This is a genomic window from Dactylosporangium aurantiacum (assembly GCF_000716715.1).
Classification (GTDB): domain Bacteria; phylum Actinomycetota; class Actinomycetes; order Mycobacteriales; family Micromonosporaceae; genus Dactylosporangium; species Dactylosporangium aurantiacum.
In genome coordinates this window covers 22,188-43,622 of sequence record NZ_JNYJ01000054.1, presented here as the reverse complement: position 1 = coordinate 43,622, position 21,435 = coordinate 22,188, and the positions used below count along the sequence as shown (strand labels likewise).

22 protein-coding genes are annotated in these 21,435 nt (G+C 71.9%); 18 read left to right on the top strand and 4 right to left on the bottom strand.

Annotated features, from left to right (window positions below):
- Positions 1-63: 63 nt before the first annotated feature.
- Complete coding sequence (locus OP18_RS42175) at positions 64-1,161, bottom strand: citrate synthase 2 (RefSeq protein WP_033364902.1); 1,098 nt, start codon at positions 1,159-1,161, stop codon at positions 64-66.
- A 204-nt stretch (positions 1,162-1,365) separates the two neighbouring features.
- On the opposite strand from OP18_RS42175, the gene pdxH reads away from it, so the two are divergent.
- From pdxH to OP18_RS42110, 13 genes are all read left to right on the top strand, one after another.
- Positions 1,366-1,965: a pyridoxamine 5'-phosphate oxidase gene (pdxH, locus tag OP18_RS42170; protein WP_033365030.1), complete on the top strand. Its 600-nt coding sequence runs from the start codon at positions 1,366-1,368 to the stop codon at positions 1,963-1,965.
- Positions 1,962-3,197: an MFS transporter gene (locus tag OP18_RS42165; protein WP_033364901.1), complete on the top strand. Its 1,236-nt coding sequence runs from the start codon at positions 1,962-1,964 to the stop codon at positions 3,195-3,197. Before pdxH ends, OP18_RS42165 begins: the two co-directional genes overlap by 4 nt.
- Positions 3,198-3,213: 16 nt before the next feature.
- Positions 3,214-4,152 carry an aldose 1-epimerase family protein gene (locus OP18_RS42160; protein ID WP_033364900.1) on the top strand — a complete coding sequence of 313 codons (939 nt, stop codon included), beginning with the start codon at positions 3,214-3,216 and terminating at the stop codon, positions 4,150-4,152.
- Entirely contained in the window at positions 4,139-4,756 is a 618-nt protein-coding gene (locus OP18_RS42155; protein ID WP_033364899.1) for a nitroreductase family protein, read from the top strand. Before OP18_RS42160 ends, OP18_RS42155 begins: the two co-directional genes overlap by 14 nt.
- 67 nt (positions 4,757-4,823) lie before the next feature.
- On the top strand, positions 4,824-5,114 hold the full coding sequence (locus OP18_RS42150; RefSeq protein WP_033364898.1) for a type II toxin-antitoxin system VapB family antitoxin: 291 nt from the start codon (positions 4,824-4,826) through the stop codon (positions 5,112-5,114).
- Positions 5,115-5,364: 250 nt separating this feature from the next.
- The gene (locus OP18_RS42145; protein ID WP_033364897.1) at positions 5,365-6,531 is read left to right on the top strand and encodes an acyl-CoA dehydrogenase family protein; all 1,167 of its coding nucleotides are present in this window, start codon (positions 5,365-5,367) and stop codon (positions 6,529-6,531) included.
- 68 nt (positions 6,532-6,599) lie between these two features.
- Entirely contained in the window at positions 6,600-7,460 is an 861-nt protein-coding gene (locus OP18_RS42140; protein ID WP_081971578.1) for a DUF4230 domain-containing protein, read from the top strand.
- 164 nt (positions 7,461-7,624) lie between these two features.
- Positions 7,625-8,953, top strand: coding sequence for an ABC transporter ATP-binding protein (locus OP18_RS42135; RefSeq protein ID WP_033365028.1), 1,329 nt, complete (start codon positions 7,625-7,627; stop codon positions 8,951-8,953).
- Between the two features lie 43 nt (positions 8,954-8,996).
- Complete coding sequence (locus OP18_RS42130; RefSeq protein ID WP_156090163.1) at positions 8,997-9,467, top strand: hypothetical protein; 471 nt, start codon at positions 8,997-8,999, stop codon at positions 9,465-9,467.
- Entirely contained in the window at positions 9,464-9,928 is a 465-nt protein-coding gene (locus OP18_RS42125; RefSeq protein ID WP_033364895.1) for a DUF4442 domain-containing protein, read from the top strand. The genes OP18_RS42130 and OP18_RS42125 overlap by 4 nt, the downstream gene beginning before the upstream one ends.
- An 86-nt stretch (positions 9,929-10,014) precedes the next feature.
- Positions 10,015-11,490, top strand: a complete 1,476-nt coding sequence (locus tag OP18_RS42120) for a glycoside hydrolase family 3 protein (protein ID WP_033364894.1) — start codon at positions 10,015-10,017, stop codon at positions 11,488-11,490.
- Positions 11,491-11,552: 62 nt separating this feature from the next.
- Complete coding sequence (locus OP18_RS42115; RefSeq protein WP_052388161.1) at positions 11,553-12,272, top strand: LppX_LprAFG lipoprotein; 720 nt, start codon at positions 11,553-11,555, stop codon at positions 12,270-12,272.
- Positions 12,273-12,276: 4 nt separating this feature from the next.
- Positions 12,277-13,842, top strand: coding sequence for an MFS transporter (locus OP18_RS42110; RefSeq protein ID WP_052388160.1), 1,566 nt, complete (start codon positions 12,277-12,279; stop codon positions 13,840-13,842).
- Between the two features lie 774 nt (positions 13,843-14,616).
- On the opposite strand, the gene OP18_RS42105 is transcribed toward OP18_RS42110, so the two are convergent.
- Together OP18_RS42105 and OP18_RS42100 are read right to left on the bottom strand one after the other, a co-directional pair.
- Positions 14,617-14,964, bottom strand: a complete 348-nt coding sequence (locus tag OP18_RS42105; RefSeq protein WP_052388182.1) for a DUF6401 family natural product biosynthesis protein — start codon at positions 14,962-14,964, stop codon at positions 14,617-14,619.
- Positions 14,965-15,029: 65 nt separating this feature from the next.
- A complete protein-coding gene (locus OP18_RS42100; RefSeq protein WP_033364893.1) occupies positions 15,030-15,230 on the bottom strand; it encodes a PspC domain-containing protein in 201 nt (66 codons plus the stop codon).
- 218 nt (positions 15,231-15,448) lie between these two features.
- Here OP18_RS42100 and OP18_RS56120 point away from each other — a divergent pair, with 218 nt between their 5' ends.
- From OP18_RS56120 to OP18_RS42085, 3 genes are read left to right on the top strand one after another with little or no spacing between them, the layout of a single operon-like run.
- Complete coding sequence (locus OP18_RS56120) at positions 15,449-16,120, top strand: CAP domain-containing protein (protein WP_245635715.1); 672 nt, start codon at positions 15,449-15,451, stop codon at positions 16,118-16,120.
- A gap of 20 nt (positions 16,121-16,140) precedes the next feature.
- Positions 16,141-16,659 carry a hypothetical protein gene (locus OP18_RS42090; protein WP_156090162.1) on the top strand — a complete coding sequence of 173 codons (519 nt, stop codon included), beginning with the start codon at positions 16,141-16,143 and terminating at the stop codon, positions 16,657-16,659.
- A gap of 33 nt (positions 16,660-16,692) precedes the next feature.
- The gene (locus OP18_RS42085; protein ID WP_033364891.1) at positions 16,693-17,883 is read left to right on the top strand and encodes an esterase-like activity of phytase family protein; all 1,191 of its coding nucleotides are present in this window, start codon (positions 16,693-16,695) and stop codon (positions 17,881-17,883) included.
- Between the two features lie 11 nt (positions 17,884-17,894).
- Here the strand turns inward: OP18_RS42085 and OP18_RS42080 are convergent, their stop codons facing one another.
- Positions 17,895-18,218 (bottom strand): DUF6401 family natural product biosynthesis protein, encoded by a 324-nt coding sequence (locus OP18_RS42080; protein ID WP_245635714.1) that lies wholly within the window; start codon positions 18,216-18,218, stop codon positions 17,895-17,897.
- Between the two features lie 105 nt (positions 18,219-18,323).
- On the opposite strand from OP18_RS42080, the gene OP18_RS42075 reads away from it, so the two are divergent.
- Together OP18_RS42075 and OP18_RS42070 are read left to right on the top strand one after the other, a co-directional pair.
- Positions 18,324-18,773: a DUF6328 family protein gene (locus tag OP18_RS42075; RefSeq protein WP_033364890.1), complete on the top strand. Its 450-nt coding sequence runs from the start codon at positions 18,324-18,326 to the stop codon at positions 18,771-18,773.
- Between the two features lie 161 nt (positions 18,774-18,934).
- The gene (locus tag OP18_RS42070; RefSeq protein WP_052388181.1) at positions 18,935-21,430 is read left to right on the top strand and encodes a glycoside hydrolase family 9 protein; all 2,496 of its coding nucleotides are present in this window, start codon (positions 18,935-18,937) and stop codon (positions 21,428-21,430) included.
- The last annotated feature ends 5 nt before the right edge of the window (positions 21,431-21,435 follow it).

The window sequence follows — 21,435 nt, the reverse complement described above, 5'->3', positions numbered from 1 at the left end:
CCGCGAATCCTGCCACTTCCGCCGCCGTCATCCGGGGCGATTACTCATCCAGGGCGATGAGCGTCACATCAGGGCGGACCAGCCCTCGACGTCCTGCGGCTTGCGGGGGGCGGGACCGACGTACTTGGCGGACGGCCGGACCAGGCGGCCCAGCTCCTTCTGCTCGAGGATGTGCGCGCTCCACCCGGCGACCCGGGCGCAGGTGAACATCGACGTGAACATGTGCGCCGGGACCTCGGCGAAGTCGAGCACGACGGCGGACCAGAACTCGACGTTGGTGGCCAGGACCCGGTCGGGGCGGCGGGCGTGCAGCTCGGCGAGGGCGGCCTTCTCCAGCGCCTCGGCGATCTCGAAGCGCGGCGCGCCGAGCTCCTTGGCGGTGCGGCGCAGCACGCGGGCGCGGGGGTCCTCGGCGCGGTAGACGCGGTGGCCGAAGCCCATGAGGCGCTCGCCGCGGTCCAGGACGCTCTTGACGTAGCCCTCGGCGTCGCCGCTTCGCTCCACGGCCTCGATCATGCCCAGCACGCGGGAGGGCGCGCCGCCGTGCAGCGGGCCGGACAGCGCGCCGATGCCGGAGGAGATGCAGGCCGCGGCGTCCGCGCCGGTGGAGGCGACGACCCGGGCGGTGAACGTGGAGGCGTTCATGCCGTGCTCGGCGGCGGAGATGAAGTACGCGTCGACGGCCTTGACGTGCCGCGGGTCGGGCTCACCGCGCCAGCGGCGCATGAACCGCTCCACGATCGTGTCGGCCTTGTCGATCTCCTTCTGCGGCACGGCCGGCAGGCCCAGACCGCGGGCGGCCTGCGCGACGAACGACAGGGCGGTGACGCTGACCCGGGCGAGGTCCTCGCGGGCCTGCGTGGTCTCGATGTCCAGCAGCTGGCCGAGGCCCCAGTAGGGGGCCAGCATGGCTACGGCGGACTGCACGTCCACCCGGATGTCGCCGGAGTGCACCGGCACCGGGAACGGCTCGGCGGGCGGCAGGCCCGGACCGAACTTGCCGTCGACCAGCAACGCCCAAACGTTGCCGAACGAGACCTGGCCGATGAGATCCTCGATGTCGACGCCGCGATAGCGCAGCGCGCCGCCTTCCTTGTCGGGCTCCGCGATCTCGGATTCGAAGGCGATGACACCCTCGAGTCCCGGCTTGAAATCGGACATCTCGCACTCCTGCTGTTTCGGGGGTGTCTGACTAGGTTTGTTACCCGCCGGTGTTCCCTTTGACATCTTCGCCCCGCTGGGGTGCCGGTACCGACTGAACGGGGGCTCAAATGTGTCCTACGTGACACATCTTCACGCATCTGTGATCGCCGGAGGAAGGATGTGAGCGTGAGACCCAGCACATCGCCGCAAGATTTGTCGCGGATGCGCAACGAGTACACCGGGGAGCTGAGCGAGCAGGGGCTCGCCGGGACCTGGCTGGAACAGTTCGCCACCTGGTTCGCCGACGCCGTCGAGGCGGGCCTGCCCGAACCCAACGCGATGCTGCTGGCGACCGCCGACGGCACCGGCCGGCCGAGCGCGCGCACGGTGCTGCTCAAGGGGTACGACCAGCGCGGATTCACGTTCTTCACCAACTACGAGTCGCGCAAGGGCCAGGACCTCGCGGCGAACCCGCGGGCGTCGCTGGTGTTCCCCTGGTATCCGCTGCACCGCCAGGTGATCGTCAACGGCACTGTGGAAAAGGTCTCCCGCGAGGAGACCGAGGAGTACTTCGCCGTCCGGCCGCACGGCGCGCAGGTCGGCGCGTGGGCCAGCCCGCAGTCCCGGGTCATCGGCTCCCGCGACGAGCTGCGGGCACGGGTCGCCGAGATCGAGGCCCGCCCGGGTCCCCTGACCGCGCCGCCGCACTGGGGCGGCTACCGGGTCAGCCCCGACGAGGTCGAGTTCTGGCAGGGGCGGGAGAGCAGGTTGCACGACCGGCTGCGGTACACCGGCGGCACCGTGGAAAGACTCGCGCCTTGAGCTTGCAGGAGCAGCTGCGCAAGCATGTGATCGACGTCCGGCCGCTGCGGCATGTGGCCTACCGGCGGCTCTTCGTCGGCAACGCGGTCTCGTTCTTCGGCGTGCAGTTCACCGCGGTCGCCGTGCCGGTGCAGGTGTACGACATCACCAGGTCGGCGCTGTGGGTCGGCGTGGCCAGCTTCGTCGGCCTCGTGCCGCTCATCGTGTTCTCGATCTGGGGTGGCGCGATCGCCGACGCGTTCGACCGGCGCAAGGTGCTGCTCACCAGCTCGACGCTGATGTGGCTGACCACGCTCGCGCTGCTCGCGCAGGCGGTGCTGCACGTCGGCAACCCGTACCTGATGCTCGCCCTGATCGCGGCGCAGTCGGCGGCGTTCAGCGTCAACAGCCCGGTCCGGCAGGCGATCATCCCCGCGCTGATCGGCGAGGGCGAGGTCGCCGCGGCCAACACGCTGAGCTTCACCGCCTCCAGCGTCTCCTCGATCTTCGGGCCGGTCGGCGCCGGCCTGGTCATCGCCTCGGCCGAGTTCTCCGTCGCGTACGCCATCGACGCGGTGCTCTTCACGATCGTGCTGTGGGCGGCGCTGCGCCTGCCGCCGCTGCCGCCGGCGGGGGTGGCCAAGGCGACCGGCGGGCTCGGCGACATCCGCGACGGCCTGCGGTTCCTCGCCGGCTCGAAGCTGATCCTGCTGACCTTCGCCATCGACATCGCCGCGATGGTCCTGGCGATGCCGAAGGCGCTGTTCCCGGTGGTCGCCGACCAGCGCTACGGCCCGGCGTCGCTGGGCTGGCTGTACGCGTCGATCGCCATCGGCTCGACCCTCGCCGGGCTCACCTCGGGGTGGATCGGGCGGGTCCACCGGCAGGGTGTCGCGCTCGTCCTCGCCGTCGTCGGCTGGGGCCTCGCCGTCGCGGCCGCGGGCGCGGTGCCGTGGTTGTGGGCGTGTGTAGCTTTCATGGCCGTGGCCGGGGCGGCCGACATGATCAGCGGCGTGTACCGCCAGACGGTGCTGCTCAGCGCGCCCGACGAGATGCGGGGCCGGCTGCAGGGTGTGTTCTTCGCCGTGGTGGCCGGAGGTCCACGTCTGGGTGACCTTCGCGCCGGGTCCGTGGCCGACGCGACCAGCGCGACCTTCTCCTGGGTCAGCGGCGGGATCGCCGCCGCCGTGGTGGCCGTCCTGCTCGGCCTGACATTTCCCGTCCTCCTTCGGTACACCGACCGGTCGGACTGACGATATTGTCGCGGCCATGGACACCGCCGCCGCCGCGCAGCTTTCGCACGCCCCTTCCGGTACACAGTGGACGATCACGTCGGGCGGCCATGAGGCCGTCATCGTCGAGGTCGGCGGTGGGGTGCGCAGTTACACCGTCGACGGGGCGGACGTGATCGCCGGCTACGCCGAGCACGAGCGTGCGGTCGGCTCCGCCGGGCAGGTCCTCGCCCCGTGGCCCAACCGCATCCGCGACGGGCAGTTCGCGTTCGGCGGCGACCACCTGCAGCTGCCCCTCACCGAGCCCGAGCGGCACAACGCGATCCACGGCCTGGTCAACTGGGCCCGCTGGCGGCTCGTCGACGCCGCGCCCGACAGCGTGACCCTGGAGCACGACCTGGTGCCGCAGCCCGGGTACCCCTGGCCGCTGCGCCTGCGCACCACCTGGTCCGTCGGCGAGGACGGGCTGCGCGCCGAGCACGAGGCCACCAACGTCGGCGCCGAGCCGGCCCCGTTCGGGCTGGCGACGCACCCGTACGTGCTGGTGCCGGGCGTGCCGGTGGACGAGCTGACGCTGAAGGTGCCGGCCCGCAGCCGCCTGCTGGTCGACGCGCGGTTGCTGCCGATCGGCGCGGCCCGGGTCGCCGGCAGCGAGTTCGACTTCGTGGAGGGCCGCCGGCTCGGCGCCACGATCCTCGACACGGCGTTCGGCGAGGTGGAGTCCGAGGCCGACGGCGGCTCGAAGGTGACGATCACCGCTCCCGACGGCCGCGGCGTCACGGTCTGGGCAGACTCGTCGTTCGGCTGGTGGCAGGTGTACTCCTCCGACACGCTGCCTGCCGATCGGCTGCGCAAGGCGCTCGCCATCGAGCCGATGACGTGCCCGCCGGACGCGTTCCGGTCCGGCCGTGATGTGGTGACCCTGGAGCCGGGAGCGTCCTGGCACGGGGTATGGGGGATCCGTGGAACTGTCTGAGGCGATCCGCCGGCGGCGGATGGTGCGCAACTACGACGCGTCGCGTCCGGTCGACCCGGCGCTCGTGGACAAGCTGCTGGGGTATGCGGTGCACGCCCCCTCGGCCGGGTTCTCGCAAGGCTGGGAGTTCCTGGTCCTGACCACCGAGGAGGAGCGGGCGAAGTTCTGGGCGGCGACGACGCCCCCGGAGTCGGGCCTGACCTCCTGGCTGGAGGGCATGAGCCGGGCACCGGTGATCGTCGTGCCGCACAGCCACCGCGACGCGTACCTGGACCGGTACGCCGAGCCCGACAAGGGCTGGACCGACCGCGACGAGGCCCGCTGGCCGGTGCCTTACTGGCACATCGACACCGGGATGGCCAGCCTGCTGGTGCTGCTCGGCGCGGTCGACGAAGGGCTCGGCGCGTGCTTCTTCGGCATCCCGCCGGCGTCCGACGCGGCGTACCGGGAGGCGTTCGGCGTCCCGGCGCAGTACACGCCGATCGGCGCCATCACGATCGGCTACCGGGCCCCGGACGCGAAGTCACCGTCGCTCAAACGCGGCCGCCGGGAGTCGCAGACCGTCACCCACCGAGGACACTGGGGCGCCAGCGCCGATTTGTGACAACGCTCGGCGTCGGTTCTGTCGCACCGGGTCGGTACCCTGGCAGCGTCAGGGGGGTGAAACGTTCATGATCTTCAAGGCGGTCCGCGACGGTCGGCCTTATCCGGAACATGGGCTGACGCTGAAACAGTGGTCCGAGATCCCGCCGCGCCCGGTGCGGCTCGACCAGCTCATCACCACCAAGCGGGAGCTGGCGCTGGACAAGCTGCTCGCCGAGGACTCCACGTTCTACGGCGACCTGTTCCCGCACGTCGTCCAGTGGGAGAACGGGTTGTATCTGGAGGACGGGCTGCACCGCGCCCTGCGCGCGGCGCTGCAGCAGCGCACGTCGATCCACGCGAGGGTGCTGCAGGCGTGACGAAGGATCCGGCCGGTGGGCGTTCTGCCCGCCGGCCGGTTCGCTGCTGGCCGGATTGCCGCTAGCTGGACCGCTGGCGGCCGGTTCGCTGCTGGCCGGATTGCCGCTAGCTGAACCGTTGCCGGCCGGTTCGCTGCTCGGCCGGGCGCGCCGCAGTGGCGCGTGCCGGCGACGGGCGGGTTCGGGTATTCCCTGGTTCATCCGCGGCGCCGGGCGCACCTCGCGCGGACACTGACTTACAGTGTTAGTTGTGACGACCCGGCCGCTGGACCTGCTTGACGTCGACGCGCTGCACTCCGAAGAGGAGCTGGCGATCCGCGCCGTGGTGCGCCGCATCGTCGACGACCACGTGCGGCCCAACGTGGCGCAGTGGTATGAGCGGGGCCAGGTGCCGGTCCGCGACCTGGCCAAGGAGTTCGCCTCCGTCGGGCTGCTCGGCATGCACCTGCCCGGGCACGGGTGCGCCGGTGCCAGTGCCGTCGCGTACGGGCTGGCGTGCCTGGAGCTGGAGGCCGGTGACTCCGGCGTGCGCAGCCTGGTCAGCGTCCAGGGCTCCCTGGCGATGTTCGCCATCTGGAAGTACGGCTCCGACGAGCACAAGGACCGCTGGCTGCCCGGCATGGCCGCCGGCGACCTCATCGGCTGCTTCGGCCTGACCGAGCCCGACCACGGCTCCGACCCCGGTTCCATGACCACCCGGGCCCGCCGCGACGGCGACGACTGGATCCTCGACGGCACCAAGATGTGGATCACCAACGCGCCGGTCGCCGACGTGGCCGTCGTCTGGGCGCGCACCGAGGCGGGCGTCAACGGGTTCGTCGTGCCGATGGACACGCCCGGCGTGACCGCCCGCGAGGTCAAGCACAAGCTGTCGCTGCGTGCGTCGTGCACCGGCGAGATCGTCCTGGACGGGGTCCGGCTGCCGGCCGACGCGCTGCTGCCGGCGGCGAGAGGGCTGAAGGCGCCGCTGTCGTGCCTCACCGAGGCGCGGTACGGCATCGTGTGGGGCGCGCTCGGCGCCGCCCGCGACAGCCTGCACACCGCGCTGGACTACGCGGGCGCCCGGGAGCAGTTCGGCCGGCCGATCGCCGGGTTCCAGCTGACCCAGGCGAAGTTCGCCGACGCCGCCGTCGAGCTGCAGAAGGGGTACCTGCTGGCGGTGCACCTCGGCCGGCGGGCCGACGCCGGGGTGCTGCGGCCGGAGCAGGTCAGCGTCGGCAAGCTCAACAACGTCCGGGAGGCCCTGGCCATCGCCCGGCAGTGCCGCACCATCCTCGGCGCCAACGGCATCAGCGCCGAGTACCCGGTGATGCGGCACGCCGCGAACCTGGAGACGGTGCTGACGTACGAGGGCACCTCGGAGATCCATCAGCTGGTCATCGGGCAGAAGCTGACCGGCCTCGCCGCGTTCGGCTGAGATCGATTCGCGGCCCTTTGCGGACCCCTCTACCGTGATAGGCAGAAGATCCTCCCGGAGGAGTCAGCATGGCCCGCAACGACGACACCGCGACCCCCGAAGACTCGGACGACGTGCCGACCCAACGGCGCGGACCCGACCCGAACACCGCCGAATACCCCGAGATCACGTCCGGGCCCGCTGACCCCGCGCCGACCTCCGGCACGGGCTGGTCGCCGAAGATCGGTGACCGGATCGACCCGCGCGAGCGCCCCGAGCGGGACGCGCCGGTGATCGTGAAGGCCGGCGGCGGCGCGATGCGCGGCCTGTTCTGGCTCGTCGCCACGATCGGGCTGATCGTCGCGCTGGTGCTGGGCGCCAAGACGATCGGGCTGTTCCCCGACCTGAAGAACCCGTTCGCGAAGGAGCAGACCGACCGCAGCGGCCCCGCTCTGCTCAAGTCCGTGCAGGACCTGAGCCAGTACGTCGCGGCCGAGGGCAACTTCGAGGTCATCGTCGACGTGCAGAAGGACCGCAAGTACATCCCGGACTTCCTGGTCAACGAGCGGATCCTGTTCGTGGCCGCCGGGTCGGTGGAGGTCTACGTGGACTTCGCCGGGATCGGCCAGGGCGCGGTGAAGGAGTCCGACGACCGGCGCACGGTCGAGATCACCCTGCCGGCGCCCCAGCTGCGCCCGGTGCGGATCAACAACGACCGCAGCTACGTCTACCAGGAGGACCGCGGCCTGTTCAACCGGCTGGCGGACGCGTTCAAGTCCGACCCGAACCGGCTCCAGGAGGTCTACAAGCTCGCCGAGGAGAAGATCGGCACGGCGGCCAAGGAGGCCGGCCTGAGCAAGCGGGCGGAGGAGAACACCCGCAAGATGCTGCAGCAGTTCCTCGGGGCACTCGGGTACACGTCGGTGACCGTAAACTTCCCCGCGTCATAGCGGCGGCGTGCACTGCAAACTTCCCTACCAGTAGTTGTGCAGTAACACGCTGAACACTGGTCATTTACCCGATGGACCAACTTGCGTGCCCCTCGTCACAGTACTTGACTCGGGGTAACTGAGTTATCCGCGAACTGCACTGCTGACCTGGGGCGGAGGTGACGGTGGCTACCGTCGCACTCAAAGATGTGATGAAGGTTTTCGCCGACGGCACGGTTGCCGTCGACCGAGTGAACCTCGATGTGGGACAGGGCGAGTTCATGGTGCTCCTCGGTCCCAGCGGCTGCGGGAAGTCGACCCTGCTACGCATGGTCGCGGGGCTCGAGGACCCCACCTCGGGCGCGATCATGCTCGACGGCGACCTGGCCAACGACCTCCCGCCACGGGAGCGCGGCGTGGCGATGGTCTTCCAGGACTTCGCGCTGTACCCGCACATGACCGTGGGGGAGAACATCGGCTTCCCACTGCGGCTGTCCGGTGTGGAGCCGGAGCCGAGGGCCGAGCAGGTCGCCGAGGTGGCCAGCGCGCTGGGCATCGGTGACGTGCTGGCCCGCAAGCCCGGGCAGCTGTCCGGTGGCCAGCGCCAGCGGGTCGCGATGGGTCGCGCCATCGTGCGCCGGCCGAAGCTCTTCCTCATGGACGAGCCGCTGTCCAACCTGGACAGCGGCCTGCGGGCGGAGCTGCGCGCCGAGATCTCCGGCCTGGTCCGTGAGCTCGGCGTCACCACCATCTACGTGACGCACGACCAGGCCGAGGCGCTGACCATGGCAGACCGGGTCGCGATCCTGCGCAAGGGCGTCCTGCAGGACGTCGGCACCCCCACGCAGGTGTACGGGCGGCCCGCGACGCTCTACGTCGCCGCGTTCCTCGGCAGCCCCCGGATGAACCTGCTCGAGGCCGAGGTCTACGTGCACCTCGACCGGCACATCGCGCTGCACATGGGCGACCAGGTGCTGCACCTGCCGTGGAACGACCTGCGCTCCCGCCAGGTCGCGCACTTCCACGGCGAGCGCATCGTCATCGGCGTGCGGGCCGAGGCGCTCACCCCCGTGCCGGACACCACCGGCGGTGACGTGCTGCGCGGCCGCATCCGGTACCTGGAGCACCACGGCCACGAGTCGCTCGCGTTCCTCGACATCGGCGCGACCGCCGTGATCGTCGACGAGATCGGCGCGCCGCCGACCGACATCCCGATCAACGGCGGCGGGCTGCGCCGGTTCGTCAGCAAGCTCACCGGCCGCAGCGGTGGCGGCGTCGACGACCTGGAGCTGGTCGGCGCCGGCAACGGCCGGGGCGGCGGCCGCCGCGCGCCCCAGCGCGACAGCGTGCTGAGCGACCCGGGCCGGCACCACCGGCGTCCGGCGGAGCTGGCGGTGCGGCTGGCCCCGTACCCGGCGGTTACGCATGGTCACCCGTTGACCGTCGCTGTGCGCATGGAAGCGCTGCACTTCTTCGACGAAAGGGGACAACGCATCGACGTGGGGTGGCGCTGAGTGACGCGGCTGCTCTAGCCTGCGGCGATCCGGCCCTCCAGCGGTGCTGGCCCTCGCCTGTTACGGCGCGGCGCACAGCTTCGCCCAGGCGGGGTTGTCGGCGCTGAAGCCGCCCCTGCCGTTTCCTGATGACGCCGGCGAGCTGCCTGCCGACGCTGTACCTGTGCAACCTGGTGCGGCAGGCGCTCGCCCCGTCATGGTCACCGCGTTCGTGGGGCTGAAGTTCCTCACCAGTGGCATGCACGCGCTGGACGCCCGCACGGCGGCCGCCGCGCCGGCCAAGCGCGAGCAGCAGGAGGCGGACGCGGGCAGTGCGGCTGTCCCGGCCGCGTCGGTGTCGGCCGGGCCGGCCCCCTCGCGCCAGCTGGCGTGGACGCCGCGCCCGTTCGTCGGCGAGCCGCACGAGAAGTTCCAGGTGTTCCGGCCCATCGAGGGCAACTTCCAGGTCAACATCATCCACCCGATCGGCGACCTCTTCTACGACTTGCTACTCGTCGGTAACATCGGCGCATGACCGTTGACGCCAAGGCCCTGGCCGAGAATCTGACCGCCGCAGTACCGTTCGCGCGCACCGTCGGCATCACGATCGCCGACGTGCGTGTGGACGGCGACGACATCAGCGCCACCGCCACGCTCCCCGACGAGGAGCGGCTGCACAACCACGTCGCCGGACCGCACGCGGGCGCCATCTTCGCGCTCGGCGAGACCGCCTCCGGCGCCGTGGTGATGGCGGCGTTCGGTGAGCACCTCGCCCTGGGCACCCCGCTCGCGGTGCGGGCGGAGATCGCGTACCGCAAACTCGCCACCGGACCGGTCCGGGCCGTCGCGCGGCTCGGCCGTCCGGTGGCCGATGTCCTGGCCGAGCTGACCGCCGGCGAGCGCCCCGAGTTCCCGGTATCGATCGAGGTCACACGGGCCGACGGGGCCGTCACCACCGAGATGACGGTCGTCTGGACCATCCGCCCTCATCGATGACGGCACCGTTAACTACTGGAAGGTTTCTTGACTATTACTGAGCTGTGATGTGACCATTCTCGCCAAGCGCGAAGGGTGGTTGACGCATGGATGCGAGCACGGGGGACGACCTGGTGAGCATGGCGAATGCCGTGCTCCAGCCGGGATTCGTGGGCAAGGAGCCCCCGCCGTGGGTCCGTCGCCGCCTCGCCGAAGGGCTCGGCGGCGTCGTGCTCTTCGCCCGCAACGTCGTCGACCGTGACCAGGTCGCCGAGCTGACCGCCGCGCTGCGCGCCGAGCGTCCCGACGTCATCGTCGCCATCGACGAGGAGGCCGGCGACGTCACCCGCATCGACGCGCACAACGGCAGCCCGTGGCCCGGCAGCCTGGCTCTCGGCGCCATCGACGACGTCGCCCTGACCCGTGAGGTCGCCTGCCACATCGGCCGCGACCTCGCCTCGGTCGGCATCACGTTCGACTACGCGCCCGACGCCGACGTCAACTCCGACCCCAACAACCCGGTCATCGGCTCGCGCGCGTTCGGCGCCGAGCCCGAGCGCGTGGCCCGGCACACCGCGGCGTGGATCACCGGCCTGCAGGAGGCCGGGGTCGCCGCGTGCGCCAAGCACTTCCCCGGGCACGGCAACACCAGCGTCGACTCGCACCTGGACGTACCGATCATCAAGGCCGGGCGGGCCGAGCTCGACGCCACCGAGCTGGTGCCCTTCCGGGCCGCCATCGACGCGGGCGTGCGCGCCGTCATGAGCGCCCACCTGCGCGTGCCCGCGCTGGACCCGGAGCTGCCGGCCACCCTGAGCCGGCGGATCATGACCGAGCTGCTGCGCGACGAGCTCGGCTTCCAGGGCCTCATCGTCACCGACGGCATCGAGATGCGGGCGATCTCCGACCGCTTCGGCCTCGCCCACGCCACCGTCCTGGCCCTGGCCGCCGGCGCCGACGCGATCTGCGTCGGTGGCGACCACGCCGACGAGGACACCGCCAACCTGCTGCGCGACGCCGTCGTGGCCGCCGTGCGCTCCGGCGAGCTGCCCGAGTCGCGGCTCGCCGACGCGGCCGCCCGGGTCGCCCGGCTCGCCGCCTGGTCCGCCGCCGCTTCCCATGTACCGGTGGATCCGAAGGCCGCCGCGCTGGGGCTGTCCGCGGCCCGCCGGGCACTGCGCATCACGGCGCCGGACGCCACGTTCCCGCTCACCGGGCCGGCGTACGTGATCGAGTTCCAGCCGGAGCTGAACTTCGCGATCGCGCCCGAGACGCCGTGGGGCCTCATCGCGCCGCTCGCCGAGCTGGTGCCCGACACGCTCGGCATCCGGCTGTCGTCCGGGGAAGGGCTGTCCGACGCGCTGGAGTCGTCCCTCGGCCGGCCGCTGGTGCTGGTGGTGCGCGACCCGCACCGGTACGCCTGGATCACCGACGCGCTGCGGGCCTCCCTCGCGGTGCGGCCGGACGCGATCGTGGTCGAGATGGGCGTGCCCGCCGCACCGCGCGGCGACCTGCACATCGCGACGTTCGGCGCGACGGCCGCCTCGGGCCGGGCGGTCGCGGAGCTGCTCGCCGGCCGGTGACATCGCCGTCGCTCACGGTCACGGCGTGCCCGCTCGCTCGTCGCTCGCACTAGAGTGCCGGTATGTTCCGCACCCGCGCCCTGCTGGCCGGCGCCACGGCCGCCACCGCACTGCTCGTCGCCCTGACCGGCTGCACCAGCAAGTCCAAAGAGGACGATGCCGGCAAGGCGGACCCCAACCTGCCGGCCGCTGACGGGCTGCTCAAGGAGTCCGCCACCGCGATGGGCGGCATCAAGTCGGCGAAGTTCCTCATCACCGCCGACGGCACCATCGCCGGGGTCGCCCTCAAGCGCGCCGAGGGCGTGCTGACCAAGGAGGGCAACGCGCAGGGCACCGCCCAGGTCGAGCAGATGGGCGCGACGGTGGAGCTGGCGTTCACCATCGTGGGGCAGACCATGTGGCTCAAGGGCCCGACGGGCGACTACCAGCAGCTGCCGCTCGCCCTCGCCGCCTCGGTCTACGACCCGTCGGCGATCCTCGACCCGGACCGCGGCATCGCCAAGGTCCTCGGCACCGCCTCCGGCGGCAAGACCGAGGCCACCGAGGCCGTCGACGGCCAGGAGACCTATCGCGTCGCCGCCAACTCCTCCTCCGAGACGCTGGTCAACGTCGTGCCCGGGGTGACCGGCTCGGTGCCCGGCAAGTTCTGGATCGCCAAGGACGGCAAGAAGCTGCTGAAGGCCGCCTGGACGCTGCCCGCCGTCGGCGAGGCCAAGGGCGGCACGGTCACCGTGACGTTCAAGGAGTTCGACGCCCCGGTCAGCATCACCGCGCCGAAGTAGTGCGATGACGTCGACGCAGCCCACGACCGTGTCGCCGGCGGCCGGAGGCGCACCGCCCCGGCGGCGGCTCGCCATCGGCGTCGGCGGCCTCGCGGTGCTGCTCGCCGCGCTGGACGCCTACGTCGTCGTCGGGGTCCTGACCGACATCATGGACTCGCTGCACATCGCCGACACCAGGCTGGAGCGGGTCACGCCGGTCGTGACCGGGTTCCTGCTCGGCTACGTCGCCGGCATGCCGCTGCTCGGCTCCCTGTCGGACCGTTACGGCCGCCGCGCGCTGCTCGTCGCGAGCCTGCTCGGCTTCGGCGTCGGCTCCGCGCTGACCGCCGCCTCCGGCGACTCGCTCTGGCTGCTCACCGCCGGCCGCACCCTGCAGGGCATCGCCGGCGGCGCGCTGCTGCCGGTCACCGTCGCCCTGGTCAGCGACCTGTGGCCGGACCGCGGCCGGCACCTGGTGCTGGGCAATGTCGGCGCGGCGCAGGAGCTCGGCAGCGTCCTCGGTCCCCTGTACGGGGTCGCCGTCGCCGCCCTGCTCGGCACCTGGCGCGGCATCTTCTGGGTCAACCTGCCGCTCGTCGCCGTGGCGATCGTCCTCGTCTGGCGCGCGGTGCCCGGCGGCCCGCCCACGGCCGCCGCACCCCGCAGGACCGACGTCGTCGGCGGGCTGCTGCTCGCCGCCGTCCTCGGCGCCGTCGTCGTCGCGCTCTACAACCCCGACCCGGAGCGGTCCGTCCTGCCCGGCTGGGGCTGGCCGGTCCTCGCCGCCGCCGCCGTCGTGGCGGTGCTGTTCGCGCTGTGGGAGCGCCGGGCGAAGATCCGCCTGCTGGACCTGACCGGCGCGGCGAAGGGCCCGTTCGTCGCCGCGCTCGCCGCGAGCTGGTGCGCCGGGGTCGCGCTCATGGTGACCCTGGTCGACGTCGAGCTGGTCGCCCAGACCCTGCTCGGCCGGTCCGGCGCCGAGGCCACCCTGGTGCTGACCCGCTTCCTGGTCGCCCTGCCGGTCGGCGCGGTGCTCGGCGGCCTGCTGCTGCGCTCGCGCCGGCTGAGCGAGCGGGTCGTCAGCGTCGGCGGCCTGCTGCTCGCGGCGGTGGCCTACCTGCTCATCGCCGCCTGGCCCGCCGACGTGCTCGCCGCCCGCTACGCGGGCGTCCTGCCCCGGCTCGACACCGACCTGGCCCTCGCCGGCCTCGGTCTCGGCCTGGTCATCGCCCCGCTGTCCGCGGCGGCGCTGCGCGCCACCCCGCCGCCCCAGCACGGCGTGGCCTCCTCCGCCGTGGTCGTGGCCCGCACGATGGGCATGCTCGTCGGGGTCGCCGCCCTGACCGCGTGGGGGCTGCACCGGTTCCACGAGCTGACCGCGAAGCTGGACTTCCCGCTGGTCTTCGGCAAGCCGGCCGACGAGCAGAGGCGCCTGCTGGCGGCATATGCGGACGCCCTGCAGTCCGCCCTGCGCACCGAGTACCGCGAGATCTTCCTGATCACGGCCGCGGTCTGCGTGGCGGGCGCCGTCGCGGCGGCCTTCCTCGGCCGCCCGGCTCCGGCCGCGGCCCCGGGCTCCGACCGGCGCTGACCGCCGGCGCCGCGACCGGACCAGGCCGCGAGCCGGCGGCACCGCAGGTCCGGCGCCGCCGGGATGCTCGCGTCGCGGTGTCCGGTGCCGCGGGACGGCCGCACCGCGGCATGTGGTGTCGCGGGGGACGGCCGCGCTGCGCTAGGAAGCGCCGCGGGGGACGCGCGCGTCGCGGTGTCCGGTGCCGCGGGGACGGCCGCACCGCGGCATGTGGTGTCGCGGGGGACGGCCGCGCTGCGCTAGGAAGCGCCGCGGGGGACGGTCGCGTCGCGGTGTCCAGCGCCGCCGGAGGCGCTCGCGTCGCGGTGCCGCGGACGTTGGCCGCGTCGCCGTGTCCGGTGTTGCCGGGGACGGGCGCGTTGCGGTGTCCGGCGCCGCCGGGATCGTCTCGTCGCGGCGTGGTGTCCACCGAGTGGGTGGTGGCCTGTTCGGAGTCCGGCAGACCTCCACCCGGCCGGTCGCCGTCGGCTTGGGTGCCGGCCTGGTCGTTGTCCGGCTGGTCCCTGTCGCGGCGGGCCGTGGCAGCGTGAAGCCCAGCTGCCGGTCACGTGCCGCCCTGGTCGCTGCCCGGGCTGGTCCCTGTCGCGGCGGGGCCGGCGGCGGTCCTGTCGCAGCGAACCGGCGGCGGTCCTGTCGCGTCGGGGCCGGCGGCGGTCCCTGTCGCGGCAGGGCCGGTGGCGGTCCTGTCGCAGCGAACCGGCGGTGGTCCCCGTCGCGGCGGGGGCGGCGGCAGGGTGACGCAGCGCCGTCGGTCGTCGGTGGGTGGGCGAGGGGTCAGACGTGGCCGCCCGCGCGGGCGAGCGCGCAGATGGCGATCAGCCGCAGCGTCGGCCACTCGGCCTTCGACCAGTCGAGCTCCGAGGTGGGTGGCAGCTGCCACTGGGCCTCGATGAGGGTGTCGCGGACGCCGGTGGCGTAGCTGGCCAGGGCGACCGCGTTCGGGCCGCGCTCCGGGTCGCCGAGGGCGTCACGGACCGCGGCGGCGTGCTGGTCCACCTCGGCCTGCAGGCCGGCGCAGGAGGTGGCGGCCGCCAGGCCGGCCTCGCCGAGCCAGGTCATCAACCCGTTGAGGGTCGAGCGGGCGGCGGTGTGACGGGTGGCTTCGGCGAGGTCCTTGAACATGCCTCCGAGTTCGACCGGCCGGCCCGGCGGTTGACCGGTGAACCCGGAGCGCACCCCTGCCGAACTCAGTTGTACCTGGGCGCCCGCGACTCGTCGGGCATCAGGACCCACAGCACGATGTAGGCCACGAACTGCGGGCCCGGCAGCAGGCACGAGAGCACGAAGATGAGCCGCATGACGTTGGGCGACATGCCGAACCGGCGGGCGAGGCCGGAGCAGACGCCCGCGATCCAACGGTTGTCCCGGGGCCTGACCAGACTGGACATTGCTGCTCCTTCGATCGGTGTGTAGCTCAACGGTATGGATGCCCGGGGGCGGCGCCCTCCAACCTTTGACGGAACTTCGAGACGCGGTCCACTAGGGACCCACCCGCACGGGTAGCCGCTCGGTTGCCGACCGTTGCGGGGCAGTTGACCTGCTCATGAGGGGTGTGAGCGGCCCGATACCAACTGCGTCAAAGCTCACCGACGGAAGGTTCCACACCGTGACCCGGTTCCCTCGCCGTGCCACTGTCCTCGCCGCCCTGCTGCTCGCGGCGCCCCTCGGCTTCACGATCACCGCGACCGCGGCGACGGCCGCCCCCGCCGCCGTCCAGGCCGTCAGCGCCGCGGGTGACGCGGTCGCGGGCGCCGACGTCGCCGCCGCGGTGTCGAAGAAGAAGAAAAAGAAAAAGAAGAAGACGACCGCCAAGAAGCCGGCCACCACGCCGACCACCAAGCCGACCACACCGACGACCGCGCCGACCGCCCCGGCCGCCAAGCCGGTGGAGAGCAGCTCGTTCGAGACGGAGGTCGTGACGCTGACGAACAACTACCGCACCGCCAACGGCTGCGGCGCGCTGCGCATCGACAGCCGGCTGGTCGCCGCCGCCCGGGCGCACAGCACGGACATGGTGACGAACGGCTTCTTCAGCCACACCGGCTCCAACGGCAGCACGTTCGTGCAGCGTGAGGTGGCCGCCGGGTACACGACCGGCGCGTCCGCGGAGAACATCGCCTGGGGCTACCGCTCCCCCCAGGAGGTCGTCAACGGCTGGATCAACAGCGCCGGACACCGCGCCAACATCCTCAACTGCGGCAGCGTCGCGGTCGGTGTGGGCGTCGCGTACAAGGCCGACGGGACCCCGTACTGGACCCAGGACTTCGGTCGGGTCTGAAAACCCTGTAGAAACTCCGTGTGACCCTACGTACAGCCGTGCTGTCGGCGAGCGTCCTGCTGGCGCTCGCCGGCTGCGGTGACGACCCGTCCGGCCAGGCGCAGCAGGCGGAGACGAAACGCAACGGCGGCCTCTACGACGCCGTCGACGTGTGCGGCCTCGCCACCGACGACCAGCTCAAGGCGGCCCTCGGCGAGGCGCCGGGCACCAAGGAGCGCCGCGACACCGACTCGCTCAAGGCGTGCGCCGTCGACGGCGCCTCCGGCGACTTCTACCTGTTCATGGTGCTGGTGCGCCCGTCGATGGGCGCCGCGCAGCAGGTCGCCTACGACAAGAACGCGGCGAAGGACGCCAAGTCGATCGACGCGACGACGTTCTCGTCGGTCAGCGACGGCGAGGCGCACGTCGAGACCGCCAACGGCGAACTGGTCGTGCGGGTGTCGCTGGTGTACTACCAGGACGGCGGCAGCATCACCGACGGCCCGGCCGTCGTCGGCCGGCTGCACACGCTTCTCGGGGCCATCACCAGGAAAACGTAGGCGGTTCACCCTGGGCTCCTAGCGTCGCGGGCCATGAGGAATCTCCGACGAGCCGGTGTCGGCGTGGGCATCGGCATGCTGACGATGGCACTCGCCGCCCCCAGCGCCGTTGCCGCGTCCAAGTCCGACGGCCGCGCCACCCTGACCGGTTTCGCCGTCCTGCCGGCGGCCACGTTCGTCTCCGCCAGCGACCCGTCGGGCTCGCTGCTCGGCGGCACGCCGTCCAACGGGATCACCCCGCCGTTCGCCGACCAGCCGGTCCAGGGCTTCAGCGGCATCGTCCGCAACGGCGACGGCACGTTCGAGGTGCTGTCCGACAACGGGTACGGCAACAAGGCCAACAGCGCCGACTTCGTGCTGCGCGTCCATCGGGTCGCGCCCGACTACGGCAGCCGCACCGTGGACGTCGTCGGCGGTATCAACCTCACCGACCCGAACGGGTACGTGCCGTTCGCGCTGACCCGCCCCGACCGGGTGCTGACCGGCGCCGACTTCGACGTCGAGTCGATCCAGCGGGCCAAGGACGGCACGTACTGGATCGGCGACGAGTTCGGCCCGTACCTGCTGCACTTCGACCGGGCCGGCCGCCTGCTGGGGGCGCCGATCCCGCTGGACGGGGTCCGCGCGCCGGAGAACCCGGCCGGCAACCCCAACCTCAACAGCAGCAAGGGCTTCGAGGGTCTGGCGCAGTCGCCGGACGGGCGGAGGCTCTACGCGCTGCTGGAGGGGGTCGTCGCCGGCGACGCCGCGGGTGGGCTGCGGCTCAACGAGTTCGACATCGCGTCGCGCTCGTACACCGGCAAGCGCTGGATCTACCAGCTGGAGGACCCGGCCAACGCGATCGGTGACGCCATCGCCGTCGACGACGACCGCTTCCTGATCATCGAGCGCGACAACGGGCAGGGCGCCACCGCGAAGTTCAAGCGGATCTACCTGGCCGACAAGCGGGACCGCAACCGCGACGGCAAGCTCGACAAGACGCTCGTCGCGGACCTGATGGACATCGCCGACCCCCGCCACCTCGGCGGCGGGGCGGACACGTTCACGTTCCCGTTCCAGACCATCGAGGACGTCGTGATCCTCGACGACCGCACGCTCGGCGTGGTCAACGACAACAACTTCCCGTTCTCCAACGGGCGTACCCCCGGCAAGGCCGACGACAACGAGTTCATCACCATCCGGCTGGCCGACCCGTTGCACGCCGACAAGCGGTTCCTGAAGTAACGGCGGCGGCGTCAGGCGGGGATCAGCGAGCAGACCGCCAGCAGGCGGAGCATCGCCCAGGTCGGGCGGGACCAGTCGTCGAGGGTCTCGCCCGCGTCCCTGGCGGCGTCCCGGATCGCCGCCGCGTAACCGGCGAGGGCCACCGGATCGAGCAGCGTGCCGCCGAGCGACTCGCGGATCGCGGCGGCGTGCTGATCGACGCGCGCCAGCAGGTCGGGCCGGGTGGACACGGCCACCCGGCCGGGCCGCCCGACGGCCGACGCGAGCTCGGCCAGTCCCGCCCGGGCGATCCATGCGCGCCGGCCGGACGTCAACTCATCGAAGGGTGCGCTCACGTTCGCGACCATAAGCCCAGCATGCAATCGGTCGCAGCCCCGACGCGCCGGGTTTGGGCCGATCGCCAAGTTCGCTTCGCCGACCCGCTGGGTAAATGAACCCGCATGGCCGATCGCGACGAGACCCCCGATGAGCGTTTCGACCGGAACTGGAATGAATTGCTCCAGGAGCTGCGCGTGGCGCAGACCGGCGTGCAGATCCTGTTCGCCTTTCTGCTGACCATCCCGTTCAACCAGCGCTTCGAGCACATCACCGACGTGCAGCGTGCAACGTACATCGTGACGCTGCTGCTGACCGCTCTCGCGACGCTGTGCCTGATCGCCCCGGTGAGCCACCACCGCATCCTGTTCCGGCGCGGCCGCAAGAAGGAGCTCGTCGACGGCAGCAGCAACCTCGCCATGGTCGGCCTGGTGTTCCTGTGGCTGTCCGTGGTCGGCGCCGTGTTCCTGGTGTTCGAGGTCGTGGTCGCCATGTCGTGGGCGATCGCCGTCGGCGTGGCCCTCGGCGTGTCCTTCATCGTCGTCTGGTACGTGTTCCCGACGATGAAGCGGTGAACGCGCCGCCCCCGGGCGAGATAGTCAGCGAACGGAGGTATTGACACTCCCTGTGCCGTGGGCCACAGTGGGAGCGCTCCCAATTCCCTTCCGCCACAAGGGGTGTCTGTGTGAAGCGCAAACTCTCGCTTGCCTTAGTTGCGGCGGTGCTGGTCGTGCCGATGACCGCGTCCGCCGCCTTCGCCGAACCGGCCGAACAGATCGTCAACGGGACCTTCGACAGCGGCACCGACCCGTGGTGGTGGACCGGCAACGCGCCGGCGTCCGTCGTGGAGGGCCGGCTGTGCGCGGCGATCCCCGCCGGGACCACCAACCCGTGGGACGCCATCATCGGCCAGAACGCGGTCAAGCTGCAGGCCGGCGAGTCCTACAAGCTGTCGTTCACCGCCAGCGCCACCACGCCGGTGACGGTGCGGGCCAACGTCCAGCTCGCCGCCCCGCCGTACACCCAGGAGCTCTCGGCGGCGCCGGCGCTCACCGCCGCGCCGCAGTCCTTCAGCTACACCTTCACCGCGGCCGCGGACACCGACGCGGGTCAGGTCGCGTTCCAGGTCGGCGGCAGCCCGGTCGCCTGGACGCTGTGCCTGGACGACATCTCGCTGCAAGGGGGTGCACCGCCGCCCGTGTACGTCCCGGACACCGGCCCGCGGGTGCGGGTCAACCAGGTCGGCTACCTCACCAACGGCCCGAAGGCCGCGACCGTCGTCACCGAGGCGACCGCCGCGCTGCCGTGGCAGCTGCGCAACGCCGCCGGCACCGTCGTCGCCAGCGGCACGACCAGCCCCGCCGGCGTCGACGCCACGTCCGGGCAGAACGTCCACACGGCCGACTTCAGCGCGTACAAGGTCGCCGGCACCGGCTACACGCTCACCGCCGACGGCGAGACCAGCGTGCCCTTCGACATCGGGATCAACGCCGCCTACGAGAAGCTGCGCGCCGACTCGCTGTCGTGGTACTACACGCAGCGCAGCGGCATCGAGATCCTCGACAGCATCGCCCCCGGCTACGGCCGCGCCGCCGGGCACCTGGGCGTCGCGCCCAACCAGGGCGACACCGACGTGCCGTGCCAGCCCGGCGTGTGCGACTACCGCCTCGACGTGCGGGGCGGCTGGTACGACGCCGGCGACCACGGCAAGTACGTCGTCAACGGCGGCATCTCCGTGTACCAGCTGCTGAGCACCTTCGAGCGGACCAAGGTCGCCGCCGGCGCCCGCGCGGAGAAGCTCGGCGACGGGTCGCTGCGCATCCCCGAGCACGGCAACCAGGTGCCAGACGTCCTCGACGAGGCCCGCTGGGAGCTGGAGTTCATGCTGCGCATGCAGGTGCCGGCCGGCAAGCCGCTCGCCGGCATGGTCCACCACAAGGTGCACGACGCGGCCTGGACCGGCCTGCCGCTCGACCCGGCCGCCGACCCGCAGCCGCGGGAGCTGCACGCGCCGTCGACGGCCGCGACGCTGAACCTCGCCGCGACCGCCGCGCAGGGTGCCCGGCTGTTCCAGCCGTACGACAAGGCGTTCGCCGCGAAGCTGCTCGCCGCGGCCCGCACGGCCTACGCGGCGGCGGTGGCCAACCCGACCCGCTACGCGCTGGTCACCGACGGCACCGGCGGCGGCGCGTACGACGACGACAACGTCACCGACGAGTTCTACTGGGCCGCGGCGGAGCTGTTCATCAGCACCGGCGAGAAGGCATACCAGGACGCGGTCGTCGCCTCGCCGTGGCACACCGCCGACGTGTTCCGCCCGGAGGGCCTCGACTGGAAGTTCACCGCGGCGGCCGGCCGGCTCGACCTGGCCACCGTGCCCAACGCGCTGCCCGACCGGGCGCGGGTGCGGCAGTCCGTGGTCGACGGCGCCAAGGGTTACCTGGCGACGCTGCGCGGCAACGCGTACAACATCGCCTACAACCCAGCCAATGGGAAGTTCGACTGGGGCTCCAACGCCCTCGTGGTGAACAACCTGGCCGTGCTCGCGACCGCGTACGACATCAGCGGCGACACCGCGTTCCGTGACGGGGTCCTGACGGGCATGGACTACATCCTCGGCCGCAACGCGCTCAACCAGTCCTACGTGACCGGCTACGGGGAGCGCGCCTCGCACAACCAGCACTCCCGGATGTACGCCCACCAGCTGAACCCGGCGCTGCCCAGCCCGCCGGCGGGCTCGCTGGCCGGTGGGCCGAACTCCTCGATCCAGGACCCGGTCGCGTCGAAGATCCTCGCGGGCTGCAAGCCGCAGTTCTGCTACATCGACGACATCGAGTCATGGTCGACGAACGAGATCACCATCAACTGGAACTCGGCGCTGTCGTTCGTGGCGTCGTTCCTGGCCGACCAGGGTGAGGGCGGCGCGGCGCCGAAGTCGCCGTGCACCGTGTCCTACACCAAGGTCCTGGACCTCGGCGGCGTCTACATCGCGTCGGTGACGGTCCGCAACACGTCCCGCACGACGCTGTCGAACTGGACGCTCGGGTTCGCCTACACCGGCACGCAGAAGGTCGAGCTCGCGGTCAACGGCACCGCGACGCAGGCCGGCGCCTCGGTGCAGGTGAAACCGGGGCAGACCCGGCTGAAGCCGGGCGAGTCGACGACGATTCTGCTGCTCGGCAAGGTGCAGTGGGGCCCGAACGCGGCCCCGGCGGTCTTCACCTGCGGTTGATAGGG

What these genes read in the sequence shown, in the direction of transcription:
- OP18_RS42175 (WP_033364902.1), bottom strand. Translation starts at nt 1,161, where the DNA reads ATGTCCGATTTCAAGCCGGGACTCGAGGGTGTCATCGCCTTCGAATCC.
- pdxH (WP_033365030.1), top strand. Translation starts at nt 1,366, where the DNA reads ATGCGCAACGAGTACACCGGGGAGCTGAGCGAGCAGGGGCTCGCCGGG.
- OP18_RS42160 (WP_033364900.1), top strand. Translation starts at nt 3,214, where the DNA reads ATGGACACCGCCGCCGCCGCGCAGCTTTCGCACGCCCCTTCCGGTACA.
- OP18_RS42150 (WP_033364898.1), top strand. Translation starts at nt 4,824, where the DNA reads ATGATCTTCAAGGCGGTCCGCGACGGTCGGCCTTATCCGGAACATGGG.
- OP18_RS42140 (WP_081971578.1), top strand. Translation starts at nt 6,600, where the DNA reads ATGGCCCGCAACGACGACACCGCGACCCCCGAAGACTCGGACGACGTG.
- OP18_RS42125 (WP_033364895.1), top strand. Translation starts at nt 9,464, where the DNA reads ATGACCGTTGACGCCAAGGCCCTGGCCGAGAATCTGACCGCCGCAGTA.
- OP18_RS42120 (WP_033364894.1), top strand. Translation starts at nt 10,015, where the DNA reads ATGGATGCGAGCACGGGGGACGACCTGGTGAGCATGGCGAATGCCGTG.
- OP18_RS42115 (WP_052388161.1), top strand. Translation starts at nt 11,553, where the DNA reads ATGTTCCGCACCCGCGCCCTGCTGGCCGGCGCCACGGCCGCCACCGCA.
- OP18_RS42110 (WP_052388160.1), top strand. Translation starts at nt 12,277, where the DNA reads ATGACGTCGACGCAGCCCACGACCGTGTCGCCGGCGGCCGGAGGCGCA.
- OP18_RS42105 (WP_052388182.1), bottom strand. Translation starts at nt 14,964, where the DNA reads ATGTTCAAGGACCTCGCCGAAGCCACCCGTCACACCGCCGCCCGCTCG.
- OP18_RS42100 (WP_033364893.1), bottom strand. Translation starts at nt 15,230, where the DNA reads ATGTCCAGTCTGGTCAGGCCCCGGGACAACCGTTGGATCGCGGGCGTC.
- OP18_RS42085 (WP_033364891.1), top strand. Translation starts at nt 16,693, where the DNA reads ATGAGGAATCTCCGACGAGCCGGTGTCGGCGTGGGCATCGGCATGCTG.
- OP18_RS42075 (WP_033364890.1), top strand. Translation starts at nt 18,324, where the DNA reads ATGGCCGATCGCGACGAGACCCCCGATGAGCGTTTCGACCGGAACTGG.
- OP18_RS42070 (WP_052388181.1), top strand. Translation starts at nt 18,935, where the DNA reads ATGACCGCGTCCGCCGCCTTCGCCGAACCGGCCGAACAGATCGTCAAC.